This is a genomic window from uncultured Jannaschia sp., from assembly GCF_947494055.1.
Taxonomy (GTDB): domain Bacteria; phylum Pseudomonadota; class Alphaproteobacteria; order Rhodobacterales; family Rhodobacteraceae; genus Jannaschia.
Genome location: NZ_CANLTR010000052.1, coordinates 1 through 20305, shown reverse-complemented (window position 1 = coordinate 20305; position 20305 = coordinate 1). Strand labels below are relative to the sequence as shown.

Genomic DNA, 20305 nt, shown 5'->3' with positions numbered 1-20305 from the left:
TCAACCGCATCGACGAACTCACGCCGTGGAATTGGCAGCCACGCTGAATGTCAACGGCGGTCACGCCGGACGGATACCGACCGTCTATGAGCCCCGAAATTCGTATGAACATTACGTCGTAAGGTATTCTCCGCGTTGGCGTCCCTTATGACATAGACAAGCGCTACGAGCGCAGGCGGTTCCCGGCGATCACCTCCGCGACGTGGAAGGTCATGGGAGGGCGGATTAGGCTTGTACGTGGCCGCGCTCGATCGTGCCGTGCCGGTCGTCTCGAAGGACCAGACGCTGGACACCATGCGGGGCGGAGGGGTGCAGCGCATCTGGCAAGGACGGTACTTAACATACTGATCTTACGTGACTAAAATTTTCGTAGTAATGATGTTTATGTAATTTTCTTTTATTTCTTTGATGAAAAGGCTGATCGCACGGCTTTGGTTAAAGTCTGAGTGACGGAGAATTCAGAAGTTGAATGGCGCATGAATGCCCCGGCAGGCAAGTCGGCGATCGCGGGAGCAGTACGCACTACCGATACGTTGGGAACATTTAGGTTTGCGGCCAGCGCTATGGGGACCATCATAGCTGCGTCGCTACGCGCAACGGTTTGCAAGCCCAAGGTGAAAGAACTCGTGATCAACGGCATAGGCGGAGGGCGTTGGCCGTTGCGTCTGAAGAAAGCATTCACAAGCGTAGCGTCGTCCTGGCAATCGCCATAGACAACCCAGTCAAGTTGTGAAAGCGCCTCAGCGTCGGGGATGCGCCGCCTGAGTAGCGGGTGATCCAAGCGTAACGCTACGCCCTGTTCGACGCGCGTCATTTCCTCAAACTGCAGTGTGGCGGCCACCGGAACTCCCTCGTCTGCCCCGAAGACGACGTCGAGACGGTGTTGGGATAATTGCGGCATAGTCTCACGGTAAAGCCCGGTGACGAGTTCGATGCGCGTTTCAGCATGCTCTGAGCGTACGACAAGAAGCGCGTCGGCAAGATAGCGGAGATGAAAAAGCGGCCCGGCGCCAATGCGCAGCAAGGCCGGCTTTTCACCTCTTGCCGCTGCAACCGCTTCGCTAGCTTGGCGGTATTCAGTCTCAATGTGCTCCGCGTGGTGGAGAAGAGCCTTGCCTTCCGGCGTAGGCCGCGCGCCGTGAATGCCGCGTTCGAGCAAACTGCAGCCGTACTCTTCCTCTAAAAGGCGGAGCCTCTTCGTCAGCGACGGTTGAGCCATGTTTAGGTGACGAGCAGCTGCGGTAAGGCTGCCCCTACGAACTACTTCCAAAAACGTCTGCAAGCGCCGATCCATTACCTCAAGCTATGGAGAGTGTCCCAAATTTTCAATTGTTGGATCAGGCATTGCATGCAAGTTAAGCCAGGAAGTGAAGGGAGCCCGCCATGCGCACAATTTTCGTGCTGTTCGACTCGCTCAACCGCTTGGCGCTTGGTGCCTACGGTGGAACCGCGATTGCGACGCCGAACTTTGATCGCTTTGCTGCGCGATCGATGGTGTTCGACCGACATTATGTAGGCTCGCTGCCATGTATGCCGGCCCGCCGTGACATGCATACGGGGCGGCTAAACTTCCTGCATCGGTCGTGGGGGCCGCTGGAGCCGTTCGATAATTCTTATGCCCGTATTTTAAGTCAAGCAGGCACGTACACTCACATCGTCTCCGATCACTTGCATTATTTCGAAGAAGGCGGTGCGGGCTACGTGAATGCCTTCGACAGCTGGCATTTCGTGCGTGGCCAAGAATACGACCCATTGAAGGTCATGGTGAAACCTCCGGTGGACCGTCTCCGCGAGCGCTTCGACCCACGTCACTATCCTCTAGGCGATGTCCCCAAAGATCGGCCTGTCACGCGAGGCACGACGTCCGAGACAGCTTGGCGGCGATCGCGTGGTGCGCTCAACGCGCTTTTTCTGGAGGACGAGGCAGATTGGCCGACTTCGAAGTGTTTCGAAGCAGCTTTCGATTTCCTGGACACCAACCGGGAGACGGACGGCTGGATGCTACAGCTTGAATGCTTCGATCCGCATGAGCCCTTCAATGCACCTCAACGGTACCGTGATGCCTACCAAGTCGGCAGGGGCCCAAAAATCCTTGACTGGCCAGTCTACGAAACGGTGACGAACTCCGCCGAGGAGATTGCGGAAATCCGTGGTAACTATGCCGCGCTCGTGGCGATGTGTGATGCTCGGTTCGGCGAACTCCTGGATTGGCTGGATCGCGAGAATGCTTGGGACGACACCTGCGTGATCCTAACGACGGATCATGGATTTCTGCTGGGGGAACACGATTGGTGGGGCAAGAACAAGATGCCCTACTATGAAGAGATCGCGCACATTCCCTTGATGATTGCACATCCCGAAGGACGCACCGGGCGCCATGACGGCTTGACGCAGACCACTGATTTGATGCCGACGCTGCTGGAGCTTCACGGAGCCCAGATACCCGATGAAGTTCGCGCCCACTCGCTCCTGCCGGCCTTGCGGGGTGAAAATGTCGGCCGCGACAGTGCGATCCTTGGTATGTTCGCAGGTCCACTATGCATCACCGACGGTGATTGGACCTACTACCTTTACCCCCGGTCCGAAACGGCCGAAGCTCTCGCACATTACACTCTCGCCCCGTCGCATCTTGATCGATCGTTCTCGCCCGAGGAACTGGCAAGCGCGTCGCTGTCGCCGCCCATGCCTTTCACCAAGGGCGTACCGGTGCTGCGTGTCGACGCGCGCCCGCCAATCGGCGAGGCCGGCTTTGAAGCGGCGGCACGCCGCCCCGCTGCTTCCCCGCTTTACGATCTCACCCGCGATCCCGGTCAGGAGATGCCAGTCGACGACCCGGAGACCAAGGCACGCCTTGAGCTCTTGGCGGTTCACCACTTGGTGGCCCACGATGCGCCGGTCGAAATCTTCAAGCATTACGGCCTGTTCGACAGCGCCGATCACGCTCTCGTTGCGGCAGATTGAGATTGCCGAGGGGAAGACGATGGAGGAGGAAACCATGAAAAAAACAGTCAAAGGCGTTGCGTTGGTGACGTGCATGATGGTCGCGCCTTTCGTGGCCGGAGCGCAGGATTTTCCCGACCGAACGGTCGAGAACATTTTCCCATGGGCTCCCGGGGGCGCAATGGCTGCGAGCCAGATCATTGCTGAGGCGATGAGCGAGGAACTCGGTGTTTCCATGCCTGTCGTGTCCACGCCGGGAGCAGCAGGGACGAAAGCGGTGCAAGTGGCCTTGGCCAAGCCCGCAGATGGTTACACGGTCATTGACGGCTATGTCGCGCCTATCGTGCTGATGCCGGTACTAGGCCGTGCCGACTGGACGTACGAGGACTTCACGCCGCTGCGTGGCGCTGTTTCCAACGCCTTCTCCATCATGGGTCGAGCCGACGAGACTCGCTGGGAAGACTTTGAAGGGATGATGGAATGGGGGAAAGAGAACCCGGGTGAGCTCCGGTACTCGTCGGGCTCGCGCAACAACCTGCCGCACATGGTCATCGCCAAAGTGCTGCAATCCTACGGGGTCGTCGCCCAGAATATTCCTTATCCATCGGATCCCGACGCCCATAAGGATCTTTATGCAGGCGTGCTCGACTTCGCGTTCCACGGCCCTGCCGATTACCTTCAGTGGAAAGATCAAGGTGAAGTCCTGCTCGTCCTTTCGGAACTGCCGGACGCGAAGGAGACTTATGACGGGGCACTCACGATCGCGGAGCTCGACATTGACCTGGGCCTTTCCGGGTTGGCGCCGATGGGCTGGACATGGTGGCTGGTGCATCCCGACACGCCCGAAGACCGCGTTCAGGTTCTTGCCGACGCGATGGGTCGTGCGCTTGAACGGCCCGACGTTCAGGAGCGCATTGCCAACATGGGCTTCAACATTCTGAACTACGAACCCGAGCGTTACACCGAGGTTGTTGGTCCCGTCGTAGACCAGCTCCAGGCAATGGAGAACGCCTTGGTTTGGGAAGAAGAAGAATTGCGGAAGCTCAACTGATCGAAGTCGGGGGCGGTCTTCGCTGACCGCCCCAAACAGGGGCCGCATTTATGATAAACCAGCGCCTCGCTGAGGCCCTTGTCGCGTTACTCTTCGTCGCGACAATTGCAGTGGTTTTCCAGCAAATCGCCACCGACATGACCGAACAGGGTATTGCCTCCGGAGGCCCCTACTCCAATGCGGCAAGCTATCCGCGAGCGCTTGCGATCGTCATTTTGGTGGCGCTCTTGCTCAGCATCGGCATTCGTTCGTTTCAGGCGTGGCGTGGCGGGACTCCAGAAGTTTCAAGCGTGCCTATTGCACGGCTCGTTCGCCCGGCGGCGCTCCTGATCCTGTTCGCGCTCTACCTCTGGGGTCTGGACGTTGTGGGCTATCTTGTAGCGAGCATCATCCTCATGGCACTCGTCCTCGTGCTTTGCGGGGAGCGATCGGCCCTACGCCTCACGATCATCCCAGTCTTCGTCACGTTCGCACTGTCGGCCGTATTTGGCGGAATGCTCGACGTGGTGCTGCCGCGAGGCGCATTCGGTCTCGCAATGCCGTGGTGAGACAATCGTGATCTCTGACATGCTCATCGCCGGCAGCGCACTCCTTGCCACTCCGCAGGTTCTTGGTCTGACCGTTCTGGGTGTGGTCATCGGACTGCTCATCGGCGCCCTGCCGGGTCTCGGACCCCTCATGGGCGTCGTGTTGCTGTTGCCCGTAGCTTTGTATGTCGAGCCTCTGGCGGGTCTGGGGCTTCTGATCGCTGTGTTTGTCGGCGGCTCCTGCGGCGGCGCGGTTTCGGCCATCTTGCTGCGCATCCCGGGCACACCGATTGCAGCGGCGACGCTGTTCGACGGCTACCCCATGGCACAGAAGGGCCGGGCGGCAGACGCGCTCGGCATTGCTGTCAGCGCGTCGGCTTTGGGCGGTCTCTTTGGCGGCATTTTGTTGATCTGTTTTGCGCCGCTTCTGGCTGCCTTCGCCACACGTTTCGGCCCCCCCGAGCTGACCATGCTAGGAGTCCTGGGTCTCTTGTCGATCGCAGTTGTCTCACGCGAAGATACATTGAAGGGTGTTCTCGCCGGCGCGCTCGGAATGCTTGTAGCCACGATCGGAACGGATCAGCTCTCGACCGGCTACCGCTTCACTTTCAATTCCTTCGCTATGCTCAACGGCTTCCACATCGTTGCCATCGTAGTGGGTCTCTTCGCCGTTTCGGAGATGGTGTTTCAGGTCGCTGGTAACCGACTGACTGCATCCACACGACCCGAAGCTGTCAGGACGGGGTTCGGCTCGCTCGTCCTCACCCTGCGCCATCGTTTCAATCTCCTGCGATCGGCTGCAATCGGTACCTTCTTCGGCGCCTTGCCTGGTGCCGGCGGAGACGTCTCGGCATTCACGTCCTACGCAATTGCCAAGGCGACTGCGCACCCTGACGAAGGCTACGGGGAAGGAGCAGAAGGCGGCATCGTCGCGACCGAGGCAGCCAACAATGCCACCTGCGGTGGAGCGTTAATTCCAACCTTGTCTCTCGGCATTCCCGGCGATGCGACAACAGCCGTCCTCATGAGTGCGCTCCTGATCCTTGGCTTTTTTCCTGGACCGGCACTGTTTCAAGATCAGCCAGAGATCGTCGGCGGCATCTTCCTCGTTTATGTGCTCGCCAATCTCGTGCTTCTGGTCTTGGGTATCCTGCTCGTGCCGTTGTTCGTGCATCTCCTGCGCATCCCCAAGGCCTCGCTGGTACCCACGATCCTGATCCTGTGTGCGGTCGGTACTTTCGCGCTACAATCCTCGGTCTTCGACTTGTGGGTCATGTTCGGCTTTGGCTTACTTGGCGTGCTTCTGCGCGCCGCAGCTTACCCCTTGGCGCCGGTCGTAATTGGCACGATCTTGGGGCCCATTGTCGAGAACAACCTGCGACGGTCGCTGCTGATCTCGCGCGAAGGATACTGGATATTCTTGGATCGGCCTATCGCTGCGACACTGGTCGCGGTTTGTGCAATTGTCGTGGCAGTCGCCTTCTTTGTATGGATTAGAGCCTTATACAAAAAGCGGGACGTGTCGATTTCTGATTCCAATAGTCGAAAAGACTCTTAGTTTATCCAATTCGAGATCAGACGTTCCTGTTCTTCCAAGGACCGAAATATTATTGCATAGAGAATTTATGTTAAGTAAGCCTTGATCGTAATATAAGGCGCTGTTGATCCGCTAACCCTTGCGCCTTCTTTCAGACTGGGGTGTACTACTCGGTGGTACATTCGCTGGGACAAAACTGCCATGAGCGTCAAGACGTCGATATCGTTGACCGAAGCGCAAGATGTGTTCGCTCGTCGGCTCGTGTCGCAGGGGCGCTATGCGAGTCTCAGTGCAGTGCTGCAGCAAGGGCTTGATCTCCTGCGACAACGCACTGAGGCGGAGGAAGAGGAGCTGGCCGCACTCCGGGGCTTGCTCGCCGAACGGCGCGAGGGCCTGTTTGTCGATATGGCAGAAGGCCGCGAGAGGACCAAGGCCATGATGGCGGCCAAGCGCGCGGCCCACGCTCGCTAGACCGTGGGCTACGGTGTCCGGCGGTCGGTCGCAGCCGACCGTGACCTCGAGTTGATCTTCGACTTCCTGTTCGAGGCTGCGCTATCCTTCGGCGAGGACCTTGATACGGCGCTGGAAAGGGCGGAGTCCCGACTGAACGCCATCGAGGCGGCGATGGAACGGCTTGGCGATGTACCGCATCAGGGGACAGTCGACGCGGCATTTGGCGAGGGCGTCCGACACGTCACAAAGAACCGTGCAGTATTCTACTTCGTGGTCGACGACGACAAAGAGCGTCTCGACGTGCTGGCGGTGTTCTTTGGCGGCCAGGAACACCGGCGGCATATGCTGGTACGTCTGGCCAGGACCGAACGCTCATAGGCAAAGTAAAGGTGTTCGGTCGCGCCAAATAGAAAATTAACTGGAGTGGTAGGTGGTGGTTCACGATTACTCAGGGGCGTTTACTGAGTGATCAAACTCGAAAATTATTTCGAGGAGTTGATCGACGTTCATGGCTTTGACCATCCGCCCCGGGGGCTTCACGGCGACGCGATCCTCCGCAGCGACCATCGCGTTCACCACGGCTTCCTCGATGGCCTGCACAGAGGCGGCATAGATCGTATCGAGATGGCGATCGTCGAGCGCGTCGAAGGATTGTCGAACGGGCGCTTCACGATCGATCCTCATTGACCGGGCGGTGGTGAACGCGAGGAAGATGTCGCCCGAACTGTTCCCTCCAACTGTTCCATTCTGGCTGATACCGATAGCGCCCCGCCGCGCGACACGGTCGAGTTGATGCGGCAGCAGCGGGCAATCCGTCGCGATCACGACAATGACAGACCCCGTTTCGCGTTCGAGAAGAAGATCGTCGCGTAAGTACTGTCCGACAGGGATCCCTGAAACCCTAAGCCAATCACGCATTCCGTGGTTGGCTTGGACCAGAACACCGATCATGTAATCTTCGCCCACAATCTCGACCTGGCGCGACGATGTGCCGGTCCCGCCCTTATACTCGTAGGCAATCATGCCCGTCCCGCCGCCGACATTGCCCTCCTCGACTGGCCCAGACACGGCCGTATCGAGCGCGGCCAAGACGTGCTGTTCGGTAATTGCCTGGGCGTTGATGTCGTTCAGAATGCCGTCATAGGTTTCCCCGACCACTGGCATGAACCATTGGTGCCGATCTTCCAGTTCCGAAGCGTGGTTTTGGATGAGCCAGCGGATTGCGGCATGATGCACAATGCCGACGCTGTGCGTGTTGGTCAGCAAGACGGGCCCGAGAAACCAGCCTCCGTCCCGAATCCAGTGGCTCCCGGTGAGCTCGCCATTGCCGTTGAAGGAATGCAGTCCAGCCCAGACCGGTTGCAGCGTCGGGAACCCAAGTCGCGGGACGATTGCGGTGACGCCGGTGCAGAGTCCGGCATGGCGTCCGGGCGCGGGCGCTTCGATCAGCGTCGTCATCCCAACGCCGATCCCGGCCACGTCGGTAATCGCGTTCAGGGGGCCGGGTTGACCCTCGAAGCGCAGACCGACCTCGCGGGCGCGTCGTCTGGACATGTTCTCTTCTCCTGACCGTTCGCGATGGCGTGCCGTCATTCCTGACAGGATCGCCCTCGGGAACAACCCAAGACAATCCCGGCCGTGATTCCGTCTCGTTCGCAGGAGGCCAGTTACATGGGCAGCCGTTGGGTATTTCAGCTCTCGCTCCGGCCCGCTCTTCGTTTTGCTGCATGACGGCCTTGCCATTTGACAGCAAATTTGCTCGCGTTTGCGCCGTACGCAGTCGGTGGTGGCCTTTGCTTTCCGTCGGTCTGCGGGGGGACTGACAATTCACAGATATCGCTTCGTCCTTCTACGGCCTTTGCAGTTCTTGCCGGTTCTGTTCGGCATAAGCGTCGTCACTTTCGTGCTCGTCCGGCTTATCCCCGGAGATCCGGCGCGCGTCCTGCTTGGGACCCGGGCGACACCGTCGGCGATTGCCAATGTCCGCGCACAGTACGGTCTCGATGAGCCGATCTTGACGCAGTACTTCTACTTTCTCGGCAATCTGGCGAACGGCGAGATGGGAAGGTCGATCCTCTACAAGATCGACGTGCTCCGGCTGATCGCGACCCGGATCGAGCCGACGCTCGCCCTTGTGGTGGCCAGCGTCGTGCTCTCCGTCGTCATAGCGGTACCGATGGCCAGCATCGCCGCGCGCAACCAGGGTCGCCCCGCCGATCACGCTGTCCGGATCGTCTCCACGATGGGGATCGGCTTTCCGCCTTTCTGGCTCGCGCTGATGCTGATCATTTTCCTCAGCGTGCGACTGAGCCTGTTCCCGGTCTCTGGCTATGGCGAGACCTGGGGCGAGAAGCTCGCACACCTCGCCCTGCCCAGCCTGACCGTCGCGTTGTCGCTTTCGGCAGTGCTGACGCGCAGTCTTCGCGCGGCCATGGTGCAAGGGCTCGCCTCCGACGTGGCGACCGCCGCGCGCGCCCGCGGCATGCCGGAAGGAGTGGTGTTTCGACGCCACGTCCTGCCGAACGCGCTGGTGCCGACGATCAATCTCCTGGCAGTCAACACGGGGTGGCTCATCGGCGGCACTGTCGTGGTCGAGAGCGTGTTCGCCCTGCCGGGACTGGGCCAGCTTCTGGTGCGGGCGATCTTCTCCCGCGACTACATGGTCGTGCAAGGCGTGGCGATGACCTTCGCCTGCGCCACGGTGCTCGTGAACTTTCTCGCGGACATCGCGACGGTCGCGGTCGATCCCCGGGTCAAGCTTTGACCGCGGCGGCAACGATCCGGTCTCGGCGCGTCCGGCTGCGTCTCGGGTTCAGGCGCGGGCCGATGCTCGCGGCCGGCGGCGGACTGCTCGGGGTCTTCGTCCTGATTGCGCTGACTGCGCCGCTGATCGCGCCCTACGACCCGGTCTTCCAGGATATTCAGGCCCGATTGCAGCCGCCGTCGGTCGCCCACCTCCTGGGTACCGACAATTTCGGCCGTGACATCCTGAGCCGGCTCATCTGGGGCGCCCGGATCGATCTGCAGATCGCGGTGATCGGCGTGATCTTCCCGTTCCTGATCGGCACCATTGTCGGCACCGTGTCGGGGTTCTTCGGCGGTGTCGTGGACGCGATTTTCATGCGTCTCGTCGACGTCATCATCGCCTTCCCCTTCCTCGTCCTGATGCTGGCGATCATCGCCATCCTCGGGCCCGGTCTCACGAGCTTCTACATCGCGTTGGCTCTGGTGGGCTGGGTGTCCTATGCGCGGCTGGTCCGGGCCCAGATCCTCGTTCTGAAGACGCAGGACTTCGCCGTCGCCGCCCGCAGCCTCGGCTTCGGCCGCGCCCGCATCATGTTCCGCCACCTCCTGCCCAACGCGCTGGCCGGTTCGCTGGTCTTCGCGATGTCGGACGCGGTACTGGTGCTGCTGAACGGCGCGGCGATCAGCTATCTGGGCTTCGGCGTGCAGCCGCCGGTCGCCGAGTGGGGCGTGATGGTGGCAGAGGGGCAACCCTTCATCACCACCTCCTGGTGGATCACGCTGTTCCCCGGTCTCGCCATCGTCTTCCTCGCCTTTGCGTTCAGCTTGTTGGGCGATGGGCTGGCCGACCTGCTGGGTATCCACGAATGAATACGCCGATCCTCGAGGTCCAAGACCTTCTGGTCCGCGCTCATCTCGACGAGGGCCCCCGCACGCTCATCGACAATGTCTCCCTGACCCTGGAGCGGGGCGAAATCCTCGGCCTCGTGGGCGAGAGCGGATCGGGCAAGAGCCTTCTTTGCCGCTCGGTTCTCAAGTTGATGCCCGCGCCGTCCCTGCGCATCGACGGCGGCGTCGTGAGGCTGGGCGACCGCGACCTGACGCAGGCGAGCGAGCGGGAGATGCAACAGGTCCGGGGCGGGTCCATCGGGATGATCTTCCAGAACCCGACGAGCCATCTCGATCCCCTGATGCGGGTCGGCGACCAGATTGCGGAAGGCGTGGGGTACCACCGAAACGTTGCGCCCCGGGCAGCGCGGATGGCGGCGGTCGACATCCTGCGGCAGGTCGGTTTCCCGGACCCCGAACGGCAGCGCTACGGCTACCCGCACGAATTCTCGGGCGGCATGCGGCAACGTGCAATGATCGGGGTGGCACTCGCCTGCGAGCCGGAGATCCTGATCGCGGACGAGCCGACCACGGCGCTCGACGTGACCATCCAGGCGCAGATCCTGCGACTCCTTATGGAAACGCGCGACCGTCGCGGGCTGTCGATCATCCTGATCAGCCACGATCTCGGCGTGGTGGCGCAATGCTGCGACCGCATCGCGGTGATGCGGGATGGTCGGATCGTCGAGATGCAGGAGAAGCGCGCCCTCTTGTCCGCGCCGCGCCATCCCTACACGCGGGACCTGATTGCGAGCCATCCATCGATGACGAACGTCGCGGACGCGCTTGCCAGCTCCGCGGAAGAGGCGCCGCTGCTCGAGGTGAAGGATCTGCATGTCCGCTTCCCAACCGGGGCCGGGTTCCTGAGTGGTCTCCCGCAGCATTTCGATGCCGTCCGGGGCGTCAGTCTCCGGGTGATGCCAAGCGAGACGCTGGGCATCGTGGGCGAGTCTGGGAGCGGCAAAAGCACGCTCGCACGCGCGATCCTTGGGCTGACGCCCATGGCCTCGGGACAGGTACGCTTCGACGGCATCGAGATCACGCCTGCGCATCACGCCCAGCTTCGGCGGGAAACGGCGATGGTGTTTCAGGATCCCCTGAACGCGCTGAATCCCCGAATGACGGTAGGGGAAACCCTGTCGGAGGTTCTGCGCATCCAGGGGGGGCACCGTGACATTCCCGGTCGCGTTCGCGAGCTTCTGGATCTCGTCGCTCTCGGCCCTGAGTTCCTCGATCGCAAGCCGCGCAGCCTTAGTGGGGGACAGTGCCAGCGTGTCGGCATTGCCCGCGCCTTGGCGGTCGATCCGAAGTTGGTGATCGCGGACGAATGCGTCGCCGCGCTCGACGTCACGATCCAGGCGCAGATCGTCGAGCTGTTCCGTGAGCTTCGCGCACGTATCGGTCTGACGCTCGTCTTCATCGCCCACGACCTCGCCATCGTGCGCAACCTTTGCCAGCGGGTCGTGGTGATGCGCGCCGGCGAGATCGTGGAGGAGGGAGAGGCCGCGCAGGTCCTGGACCGGCCACGACATCCCTATACTGCGGCACTGCTGGCCGCGATCCCCGACATCGACCCCGACATTCCGTTCGGCCGATCGGCCGTCGAACCAACAGAGGAGACAGCAACATGACGAGACCTTGGACGAGGGCGGGTGCGGTCGCGACGATCGCCCTCACGGTCGTGGCGGGGCAGGCACAGGCCGCCGGCGTGCTGACAATCGGGCGCCGGGAGGATTCCACGACATTCGACCCGATCAAGACGGCGCAGAACGTCGACTTCTGGGTGTTCATGAACATCTTCGACGTGCTCGTCCGCGTCGACAAGAGCGGGACGGAGCTGCAGCCCGGTCTGGCGGAAAGCTGGGAGATTTCCGAGGACGGGCTCACCTATACCTTCACCATGCGTGACGCCTTGTTCTCTGACGGCTCGCCGATCACTGCCGGAGATGCCGCGTTCACGCTCCTGCGTATTCGCGATGACGAGGAATCCCTCTGGTCCGACAGCTACACTGTGATCGACACAGCTGAAGCGACCGACGACCGGACGCTCGTCGTCACGCTGAAGACGCCGTCGGCGCCGTTCCTCTCGACGCTCGCCATGCCCGGTGCCTCGATCGTCTCCGAAGCCGGGTTCGAGAGCATGGGCGCGGAAGCCTATGCCGAGGATCCCGTCGCCTCCGGAGCCTTCACGGTCATGGAGTGGCGCCGCGGCGACCGGGTGATCCTCGAGAAGAATCCGAATTTCTGGGAAGCCGACCGTGTCAGCCTTGACGGGGTCGAATGGATTTCCGTGCCCGACGACAACACCCGAATGCTGAACGTGCAGGCGGGCGAAATGGATGCCGCGATCTTCGTGCCGTTCTCGCGTGTGGCGATGCTGCAGCAGGACCCGGAGCTGAACGTCCATCTCGAGCCCTCCACCCGGGAGGACCACCTGCTCATCAACCATGAGCACGAACCCTTGGGCAACGTCGAGGTCCGACGGGCGCTGGACATGGCGATCGACAAGCAGGCCATCGTCGACACCGTGACCTTCGGGCTGGCCGAGGTGGCGAATTCCTACATCCCCGCCGGCGCGCTCTACTACAACGCTGACAACCTGGAGCGGCCTTACGATCCCGAGGCGGCGAAGCAGATGCTGGCCGATGCCGGTGTCTCGGACCTGACGCTCGACTACGTGATCGAGGCCGGCAACGAGATCGACGAGCAGATCGCGATCCAGATCCAGCAGCAGTTGGCCCAAGCCGGCATAACGGCCAACCTGCAGAAGGTCGATCCGAGTCAGAGCTGGAACATGCTGGTGGACGGCGAGTACGATCTCGCGGTCAATTACTGGACCAACGACATCCTTGACCCGGACCAGAAGACGACCTTCGTGCTCGGCCACGACACCAACATGAACTACATGACGCGCTACGAGAACCCGGAGGTGAAGGCCCTCGTCGAGGCTGCACGGGTGGAGATGGACCCCGCGGCACGCGAGGAGATGTACGTGGATCTTCAGGAGATGGCGAAGGACGACGTGAACTGGATCGACCTGTATTACAGCCCGTACATCAACGTCTCGCGGTCGAACATCGAGAACTTCTACCAGAATCCGCTTGGCCGCTTCTTCCTCGAGGACGTCGTGAAGGAATAATCGACCCGCCGCTTGTCCAAATGGACAGGCGGCGCTTCACTCTGCTAAAAGATACGGCACGTCCCGCGCGAGCCAGCAACCAAGTGTCAGTCCGCTGACGCTGCCGGCATCATCGCGCATGACCCGGAGCGTCCAGTCTCCCGGCGGCGGCGCATCCATCGACCGGCGGCAGGACATGGCCCAGACGTCTGAACCGAGCGGATGCAGCGCATGGACCGGACCCTGACCGAGCAATCCCTCGAAGCCTGCGTAGAGACCTCCCCCTGCTGCTACGATCTCCATCGTGTCGCCAGTCTCAGGGGACCGGAACAGCCCGGCGATGGACATATCCTGCACGGCCGCGCCGGTGATCGGAACCGCCTCGGCCCGAAGGTCCTCGCCAGGCCGCTCGACGCGTAAACCGTCTCCGCGCCGTGTCAGTGTCATGTCGGCGGAGCGGGCTACGTCGTCTTCGCCGAGGACTAGCTCATCCGGGGCAGTTGCGTAGCGAGCCACGACCCGGTCCCTCGTTGTCTCGACCCGGAGCAGCAGGCCGGTCTCTGGCACCACGTAGTCGCCGGCCCAGCCCTTCTCGATGGAATGGCCCACCTCGGGCGCCGCCACACCGAGCGCTGCCCGGGCAATACCGAGCGCTGCGGCATGCGCGTCGGCTTCGTGGTTGAGCAGCACCACCACCGACAGGCGGACGGACGGTATGTAGAGCCGTTGCAGCCGGAACCCCCTGAGTGCGCCACCATGCCCGGTAGCCGCCCGACCCCCCACCGTCTCGTGGACGAGGCCGAACCCGTAGGGCGCGGCGCGCCCATTCCGGAACGACTGCGGCACGGAAAGCCTGCAATAGAGGCTATCTGCGTCATCGGAGGTCGTATGGATGTGCCGTTCCCAGGCGAGCATGTCCTGCAGCGAGGCGGAGATCCCGGCATCGCCTGTCCAGTAGATGCGGTTCGCCGCTGGAATGTAACCGAGCTTCGCGTCGCCCTCGTAACCCACGACCCCGTCTGCCGGTACTGCCGTATCTGGCGTATGGATCGCTGTCTCCATTCCGGCGGGGCCGAAGACGCGCTCGACATAGAGCTCGCCGAGATCGCGGCCGGTTTCACCTTCGATCAATTCACAGAGGATACGGAAATTGACGTTGCAATAGGAATAGCTCGTTCCGGGATCGAACTGCGTCGTACGTATACGATCGAGGAGTCGCCGGGCATCCTCGCGCGCGAAGCGCCCTTCCGGATGCGCGCCGTGCAGGACCGTCATTGCCCAGTAGTCCCGCAGGCCGGATTGCATGTTGGCGAGTTCGTGAACTCCGGGACTCGTACTCTCAAGGTTCGGCAGGAGCGTTGCTACTCGATCGTCGAGACGTTCGGGGTCGTTGATCGCGTCGAATAGTACAGCGCAGGTGAACTGCTTGCTGATCGAACAGATCGGCATGCGCAGCCGGTCGGTCATCGCCAGCCGTTGATCCATGTCGGCAAAGCCCCAGGGATGCACAAAGGCCGTCGCGCCATTCACTACGGCGCCGGCCAGCCCCCCAGGGCCCCCGATCGTCTGCGGAAGGTCACGAATGGCCCGTTCTAGGGCGCGGAAATCGATATCAGCCATGAATAAGACTTAGGAAGAATCTAACGTTCGCAGCAAGTGTACGTCAGGATGAATTACTTCCCGAACCTTGGATAGTTTTTGGCTGACTTAAGCTACTGCCTGCGCCCACTGATCGGTTTTAATACAGGAGGCCGTAGATACGGTTCTCACTTCGCTGCAAGACGCCCGGGATGGGGTACACCCGTCCCGGACTTGTCCGTTGTGGCGTCAGACCGCTTCGAGGTTGCGCGACCGCTCCGCGAGATCGGACATGAATTCGTCAGAGCCGTAGATCTTGTCGAGCGCACGATCGAGCTTCTGCGTCGCATCGTCTTCGCCAAGCGCCTCGGCGAAGGCCTTGGCCGTGCCGAACCCGGCCATCCCGTAATGGCACATCCGCTGATACTGGGCGATGATGGCGACATCGAGCACCGCGCCCTCGAGGTCGCTGTCGAGCGCGTGCTTCCGGGCTTCTTCGACCAGGCCTTCCATCCCCTTGCAATGCTCCTTCTGGACCTCCAGACCGGCCGCATCGAGAAGGGATTTGAGCATCTCGGTATGCTTGTCGATGCCGTCCTTGGCCTTCTGAAGCCTGTCGGCCAAGCTCTTGTCACTGGCCTTGCTGGACATCTTCGACACCGCCTTGGCCATCTGGTCGTTGGCAGACCAAAGGTCTTGCAGCTCTTCCTCGTAAAGATCCTTGAGCCTCGACATTTTCGCCATCCATTTTCAGTTGCACCAGGCCGACGCGAAATCGCGTGTCCATCGATGAACGTGGTTGGGGGTGGGTTTGTTGCACGGGTCGAGCTTTGTGAGCGTGGCCAGCCTCCGGAGGTCACCTCTACGGCGAAGCTTCGATGTAGGCCGAGATCAAAGGGCTGAATGCTGCTTTGGAGCGTGACCCTCGGAACGTGACATGCCGGTTGTCTCGAAGGGCAGCAGACGGATGCCATACTGGAAGAGAAGTTGCTGTAAATATGTTAAGAACACAGTGTAGGCAACTATGATTAATAGGAATTACTATATTAACTAAGTTCTATTATGTAATTCCGTAGCTGAATACGGCTTTTTCTCACTACTTCTCCACCTGCCGATACGTCTGGTCAAGGAGCGGTATGTCGATAATCGTCCCTTGCGAACCGTGACTATCTGCAGCCTGACCTTTCCAAAAGCCTTCTTCGCCATGATGCTTCAGCCAGTACGGTCTAGCCGTTGACGCTGTCCTTCAGCCGTTTCGTGACGGTCACCTTGACCTGCCGGTCGGCTGGCTTCTTCAACTGCTCTCCAGTCGCGGGATTGCGGACCATGCGTTCGGGGCGGTCCCGGCAGGAAATCTTGCCGACGTCGGGGATCGTAACGGCACCACCTGCGGCAACCTGTTCCAGAACGATGGCGCTTAATGCGTCGAGCATAGCTGCGGCACTCTTCTTGTCGGTATCCAATCTTTCCGACATCTCGGCGACAAGCTGTGTCTTCGTGAGCGGTTTGATCATCCAAGCCTCCTTGCATCCTGCGACATTCAAGTTCCACCGTAGCTTTTCGTTCCTTGCGCCGATGGGCAAGCACAGATGATCTCTGGCAAGGGTGATCTCATCCCGAGCAACCGTGGAACTTGTTGCGGTCAGACGGCTGTGCTCGCCGTCGGAGCCTTGTGCTAAGGCAACCGAACCGGCGACGCACGTCGAACCGGATCACGCGAGCAAGCTCTGGCCGTGCGCAATGGCGCCGCCGGGCTAGGGAACACTGGCGGCTGCAACAGATTTTGGAACGGCGAAGGCACTGACGCGAGGATGATCGCGGACGAGCTAGTTCGAATACTCGATCGCATCGGTCGTCCGATGGAGGTTCCGGACGACTTGGACGATGTTGTCCGAAAAGGCGGGTTTGGCGAGGATCGGCGCGCCGAGCCGGGTAACGAGCTCGTCCTGGCGCTCCAGATTGCCCGTATGGAGCATGAACGGCACCTGCAGCGACTGGAGGCGCCGGTCGGCGTGAGATCGGATGACCCAACTGGATCGGATCGTGTGGAGGTAAGCCAGCGCTTTGCATCGAGATCGCGCCCTGGTCTTGCTCGCGTTCAAGCTTGCCTGGCAGGCCAGCTTGTTGCGAGCTTCTCATCGCCCTTCTGCGCGGTGGCCTTCATGAAGGCGAAAAGAGCCTGGGCTGGGGCGTGGGCGAGGTCCTTCGATTGATGCCGGCAACGAAGGAAGGCACTTAGCGCAAGGCGAAATCAATCATCCCTGACGGACCGCCCGCAACCGGGTGCCGATCGGGGGTTGTGACAGCAATGGGGTGATGTCGCTCGCGGAACCGGGCCTGCAGAACAGATAGCCCTGCGCATCGTCGCAGCCCAGATACCGCAGGAAATCCATTTGCGCTTTCGTCTCCACGCCTTCGGCAACGACCCGCTTGCCCAGCCGACGGCCCAGAGTCACGATGGCTTCGATAAGGGCTTCGTCCGGTTGGTCGATCTGCATGACGAAGGACCGATCGATCTTGATCTTCGATATGGGAAGCCGCGCGAGATAGCTCAACGATGAATAGCCCATCCCGAAGTCGTCGATGGCCAGTCGGACGCCGCGCGCTCTGCAGGCCGTCAGGAACGACTGTACGGGCTTGCTTTCGGGGTCCATCAGAAAGCCCTCGGTGATCTCGAGTTCTATCGTGTCGCTCGGCACTGCGAATTCCGCGAGTGTCCGATCGAGATGGGCAATGAAATCTTCCGCCCCCGCTTCGGAGGCCGAGACATTGACGGCAATGTTGACCTGAACACCCTGGCTGCGCCATTCCGCCTGCTGCCGGCAGGCTTCGCGCATGACCCATGCGCCAAGCGTCCGGATCAAGCTGCTTCCTTCCGCAACAGGAATGAACTCGCTCGGACCGATCAGCTTTCCGTCCCGCGACCAACGCACAAGGGCCTCCACGCAATCGATCCGGCCCGTCTCGAAGTTGAACTGAGGCTGATAATACAGCGCCAGCTCCCCGTTCCGGATGGCACGGCGAAGGGCGGTTTCCGTTCGGATGCGATGGGACGCTACTTCTTCGAGCTTCGAACAGAACCCCTGAACCCGGCTGCGGCCCTTCGCCTTGGCCTCGTAGAGCGCGAGGTCCGCGTGCCGCATGAGGTCTTCGACGGTCTCTCCGTTGCCGGTATACATCGCGAAACCGAGGCTCGCCGAGACCTCGATCTCGACGCCGCCGATCGTGGTGGGCTGGACGAGCGCGTTCCGGAGCCGGTCTGCGAGATCGTGGACGTCGTCACGCGAATGCGCGTTCGGCACGACGACCGCGAACTCGTCGCCTCCGAGGCGGGCGACCGTATCGCCGGAGCGGATGGAGCCGGTCAGACGTTCCGTCACGACCAGCAGCAACGCATCCCCCGCGGGATGCCCATGCGTGTCGTTGACGGTCTTGAAGTAATCGAGATCGATCAGGATCAGCCCCGCCTGCGAGGCGCCGACATCCGCGTAACGGGCGGCCTTGGCCAGATGTTCCATGAAGCTGGTCCGGTTCGCGATGCCGGTCAGGGAGTCGTGATGCGCCAGATGTTCGACGCGGCTTTCGGTCAGCTTCCGGTCGGTGATATCGATGACCATTCCCGACAGCCGCGTCACGTGACCGCCCTGGTCGCGTTCGATGGCCTGCGCAAAGGACCGCACCCAGAGCCAGCGGCCATCCGCATGCCGCATCCGCACCTCGGCCTCGAAGCGCGGGTTGTCCCCCTCCATGAACGCCTGACGAACGGTGCCCAGATGGGCCCGGTCGTCCGGATGGATTTGCTCAAGCACCCATAGGTCGATCTGTTCGGGCGGAACGGGAAGCGTCACGTAGCCAAACATGTCGAGAAGTTCCTGACCGATGTAGATAACATCGCTTGAGGGGACGGTCTGCTCGTAGACTGCGCCGCAGCTCGCGGCGATGGCGACCGCCAGCCGACGCTCGCTGGAACGTACGGCCGTCTCGGCCCGGACCCTTTCGGTCTGGTCGCGCATCATGCAGGTGAAGAACTGGTTCTGTCCGCTGCCCCACCTCGTGACGGACAGGTCGAGCGGAAAGATTGTGCCGTCCTTTCGTCGACCTTCGACATGGCAACCCTGCGTTGCCGCTTCGGTATCCTGCAGCAGGCCGCTCAGGTCGAAAGACTGATTGTGTCCTGCGTCGTCGGGAACTGCCATCAGGACACTTACATCCTTCTGAAGGATCTCGGCGGGGCCATAGCCGAAGGATCGTTCGGCCGCTGGATTGCAGAATACGACGGTTCCCCGCTCGTCGGTGACGACAATCGGATCGACCGCGGTTTCGACGATCGAGCTTTCGCGGGCCTCGCGGTGGCGCAGGGCTTCGAGCCCGCGCCGTTCATCCGCGGCGGCTGCAAGGATGAGGACCGCGACCGACGTGATGATGGTGAATTGTTGGGCGAGCAGGATGTGCTCCATCCGGGATTCGGTGATCGTCGCGAATGTGCCTGTGCCGAGTGTGCCGCTTGCAATCGCGGCCGCCCCGACGAAGAGCATGGCGATGGAGCTGCCACGGACCTGATAGGCCACGGCAACCCAGATCAGCGCGGGATATACATACCAGGTTCGCAGGAAAATCCTGGGATCGAGGAAAATCTCGTTCGATATGACAGCTGTCGCGGCAAGTAATCCGCCCAGCCCCAGCCATCGGCCCGTACCCATGTGCGCGGCGGTCGGGTAGCTCCAGGACAGGATGATGGGCGCGACCAGCAAGGCGCCGCCGGTATTGCCCAGCCACCATCCGATGCCGACTTGCAGCATTGCATCCCGCGCGACATCGTCCCCCAGGATCACGGCGCCGGTTCCGACGATCGCGGAGACCGTACTTCCCGCCGCGACAGCGCCCGCGAACCGGACAACGTCGCGGATCGCCGTCAATCGGCAATCGATCGGGGTCCATCGTGTCAAGAACATAGCAGTCAGCACCAGGGAGCCCGCATTGACGAGCCCGATCGCCAATTCGACCCCTAGGGCTTGATCGGAGCCCGTCGTGATGGCGGCCGCCAGGCGCGCAATGAGGATCGCCGGCCAGAGCCGGATACCCCCGAGCAGGAGACCGGCCAGACCTACGCCGGCAGCCGGCCAGACGGGAGAACCCGCCCCATTCACGACGGCCCATTGAAGGCCGAGGACGGCTGTCAGCCAATACGCGATGCCCAGCACGGCCGCGCTTGTCCAGCGTGATGACACCATCCTCGCCATCCACCGATGGTTCGACTTCGCCAGCGCGACGACGATAACGGCGGCCAGAATCGCGCCACCCACACTGATGAGAAACGACGCGAAAGTCGGGTCGTTCGCATTGAGGCCAGATTGCAGCATGTTCCGTGAAACTCGCGTGTCGTTAGTATCGACGTAAGCGGTGGCTGCGGCCCACGTTGTCGGGCATCGGCCTGATTGCGAGATCTACCCATCTCAAGATGGGGAGTG

General features: G+C 61.4%; 17 protein-coding genes. 10 read left to right on the top strand and 7 right to left on the bottom strand.

Annotation, left to right across the window (positions count from 1 at the left end):
* Positions 1 to 397 precede the first annotated feature (397 nt).
* A complete protein-coding gene (locus Q1A87_RS20765) occupies positions 398 to 1294 on the bottom strand; it encodes a LysR family transcriptional regulator (protein WP_299656002.1) in 897 nt (298 codons plus the stop codon).
* Positions 1295 to 1383: 89 nt separating this feature from the next.
* Here Q1A87_RS20765 and Q1A87_RS20760 point away from each other — a divergent pair, with 89 nt between their 5' ends.
* The 6 genes from Q1A87_RS20760 (at position 1384) to Q1A87_RS20735 (ending at position 6886) form a co-directional block, all read left to right on the top strand.
* Positions 1384 to 2961, top strand: coding sequence for a sulfatase (locus tag Q1A87_RS20760; protein ID WP_299655999.1), 1578 nt, complete (start codon positions 1384 to 1386; stop codon positions 2959 to 2961).
* Between the two features lie 19 nt (positions 2962 to 2980).
* Positions 2981 to 3991 (top strand): tripartite tricarboxylate transporter substrate binding protein, encoded by a 1011-nt coding sequence (locus Q1A87_RS20755; RefSeq protein ID WP_299655996.1) that lies wholly within the window; start codon positions 2981 to 2983, stop codon positions 3989 to 3991.
* A 50-nt stretch (positions 3992 to 4041) separates the two neighbouring features.
* Positions 4042 to 4539 carry a tripartite tricarboxylate transporter TctB family protein gene (locus Q1A87_RS20750; RefSeq protein WP_299655993.1) on the top strand — a complete coding sequence of 166 codons (498 nt, stop codon included), beginning with the start codon at positions 4042 to 4044 and terminating at the stop codon, positions 4537 to 4539.
* A gap of 7 nt (positions 4540 to 4546) precedes the next feature.
* Positions 4547 to 6076, top strand: coding sequence for a tripartite tricarboxylate transporter permease (locus Q1A87_RS20745; protein WP_299655989.1), 1530 nt, complete (start codon positions 4547 to 4549; stop codon positions 6074 to 6076).
* A 180-nt stretch (positions 6077 to 6256) separates the two neighbouring features.
* Complete coding sequence (locus Q1A87_RS20740; protein WP_299655986.1) at positions 6257 to 6526, top strand: type II toxin-antitoxin system ParD family antitoxin; 270 nt, start codon at positions 6257 to 6259, stop codon at positions 6524 to 6526.
* A 51-nt stretch (positions 6527 to 6577) separates the two neighbouring features.
* Positions 6578 to 6886 (top strand): type II toxin-antitoxin system RelE/ParE family toxin, encoded by a 309-nt coding sequence (locus tag Q1A87_RS20735; protein WP_299655983.1) that lies wholly within the window; start codon positions 6578 to 6580, stop codon positions 6884 to 6886.
* A gap of 66 nt (positions 6887 to 6952) precedes the next feature.
* Here the strand turns inward: Q1A87_RS20735 and Q1A87_RS20730 are convergent, their stop codons facing one another.
* A complete protein-coding gene (locus tag Q1A87_RS20730; RefSeq protein ID WP_299655980.1) occupies positions 6953 to 8062 on the bottom strand; it encodes a P1 family peptidase in 1110 nt (369 codons plus the stop codon).
* A gap of 229 nt (positions 8063 to 8291) precedes the next feature.
* On the opposite strand from Q1A87_RS20730, the gene Q1A87_RS20725 reads away from it, so the two are divergent.
* Genes Q1A87_RS20725 through Q1A87_RS20710 form a run of 4 tightly spaced genes read left to right on the top strand, consistent with a single transcriptional unit; the run spans position 8292 to position 13280 of the window.
* The gene (locus tag Q1A87_RS20725; RefSeq protein ID WP_363323035.1) at positions 8292 to 9272 is read left to right on the top strand and encodes an ABC transporter permease; all 981 of its coding nucleotides are present in this window, start codon (positions 8292 to 8294) and stop codon (positions 9270 to 9272) included.
* The gene (locus tag Q1A87_RS20720; RefSeq protein ID WP_299655974.1) at positions 9269 to 10123 is read left to right on the top strand and encodes an ABC transporter permease; all 855 of its coding nucleotides are present in this window, start codon (positions 9269 to 9271) and stop codon (positions 10121 to 10123) included. The genes Q1A87_RS20725 and Q1A87_RS20720 overlap by 4 nt, the downstream gene beginning before the upstream one ends.
* Positions 10120 to 11772: an ABC transporter ATP-binding protein gene (locus tag Q1A87_RS20715; RefSeq protein WP_299655971.1), complete on the top strand. Its 1653-nt coding sequence runs from the start codon at positions 10120 to 10122 to the stop codon at positions 11770 to 11772. The genes Q1A87_RS20720 and Q1A87_RS20715 overlap by 4 nt, the downstream gene beginning before the upstream one ends.
* The gene (locus tag Q1A87_RS20710) at positions 11769 to 13280 is read left to right on the top strand and encodes an ABC transporter substrate-binding protein (RefSeq protein WP_299655968.1); all 1512 of its coding nucleotides are present in this window, start codon (positions 11769 to 11771) and stop codon (positions 13278 to 13280) included. Before Q1A87_RS20715 ends, Q1A87_RS20710 begins: the two co-directional genes overlap by 4 nt.
* Before the next feature lie 36 nt (positions 13281 to 13316).
* Here the strand turns inward: Q1A87_RS20710 and Q1A87_RS20705 are convergent, their stop codons facing one another.
* The 5 genes from Q1A87_RS20705 to Q1A87_RS20685 form a co-directional block, all read right to left on the bottom strand.
* A complete protein-coding gene (locus Q1A87_RS20705; protein ID WP_299655965.1) occupies positions 13317 to 14879 on the bottom strand; it encodes a D-aminopeptidase in 1563 nt (520 codons plus the stop codon).
* Positions 14880 to 15086: 207 nt separating this feature from the next.
* Positions 15087 to 15572, bottom strand: a complete 486-nt coding sequence (locus tag Q1A87_RS20700; RefSeq protein ID WP_299655962.1) for a DUF892 family protein — start codon at positions 15570 to 15572, stop codon at positions 15087 to 15089.
* A 491-nt stretch (positions 15573 to 16063) separates the two neighbouring features.
* Positions 16064 to 16351: an HU family DNA-binding protein gene (locus Q1A87_RS20695; RefSeq protein ID WP_299655959.1), complete on the bottom strand. Its 288-nt coding sequence runs from the start codon at positions 16349 to 16351 to the stop codon at positions 16064 to 16066.
* 312 nt (positions 16352 to 16663) lie between these two features.
* Positions 16664 to 16813, bottom strand: a complete 150-nt coding sequence (locus tag Q1A87_RS20690) for a hypothetical protein (RefSeq protein WP_299655956.1) — start codon at positions 16811 to 16813, stop codon at positions 16664 to 16666.
* A 279-nt stretch (positions 16814 to 17092) separates the two neighbouring features.
* Complete coding sequence (locus tag Q1A87_RS20685) at positions 17093 to 20197, bottom strand: EAL domain-containing protein (RefSeq protein WP_299655953.1); 3105 nt, start codon at positions 20195 to 20197, stop codon at positions 17093 to 17095.
* Between the last annotated feature and the right edge of the window lie 108 nt (positions 20198 to 20305).